Origin of the sequence: Burkholderia sp. DN3021 (assembly GCF_049805555.1) — a bacterium.
Lineage (GTDB): Bacteria > Pseudomonadota > Gammaproteobacteria > Burkholderiales > Burkholderiaceae > Burkholderia > Burkholderia pyrrocinia_C.
Genome location: NZ_JBNCAB010000268.1, coordinates 1 through 629 on the forward strand (window position 1 = coordinate 1; position 629 = coordinate 629).

Below are 629 nucleotides of genomic sequence, written 5' to 3' on the forward strand. Positions count from 1 at the left end.
AACCCTGATGCGTCACGAATTTGCGTCGGGCCCGGTAGCGTCGGGCTCTGGCCGCGTGGGCGAATCGTCCACGACGGGTGCGCTGATAGCGACGTCCGGCCTCGCGGACGTTGTCGCGCCGTGCGTCGGCGGCGCAGTCACGGCAGTATCGATTGCCGCGATCGCACCGGCGGCAGATGAAGACCTGCGCCCGGCAGCGAGCGCACAAATACAGGCGGCCCGTGGGCTGCAGCATTGGCGGTTCCTCAGAACGCCAAAGATGAGGAGTCGACCGAAGTCGACGGGCCGCGCGAGCAATGCGATACTGACAGCTCACACGGCTCTCCGGCCGGCCGATGGGCCCGCCATCTGGATACCCTGTGGAGGTGCGGCGCCGAACTGGACTTGGCGGTTGAGGCCGGTGCCGCACCTGTTGTTCTTCTTCGGCAAACACCTTTCTACCATGCGTCCCGCTCAATGCGATGCGGGGCGCGCCTCCAGTCGCCCTACGGGCTCCTTACGTCGCGCCCCGCATCCAACCACTTGCTCGTCTCGCATCGGCCGTATCCGCAATTGCTATTTTTATGCGCGCGCCGTGCCGCCACCCTCTGACGCCGCCGGAAAAGCGCGGATTTCAACCGCCATCGACA

General features: G+C 65.8%; 1 protein-coding gene. It reads right to left on the reverse strand.

All coding sequences use genetic code 11. The features are described 5' to 3' along the window. Positions 1–235, reverse strand: a 235-nt coding sequence (locus tag ACPUER_RS37025) for a hypothetical protein (RefSeq protein ID WP_425133611.1), incomplete at its 3' end; no start/stop codon positions are given. Positions 236–629 lie beyond the last annotated feature (394 nt).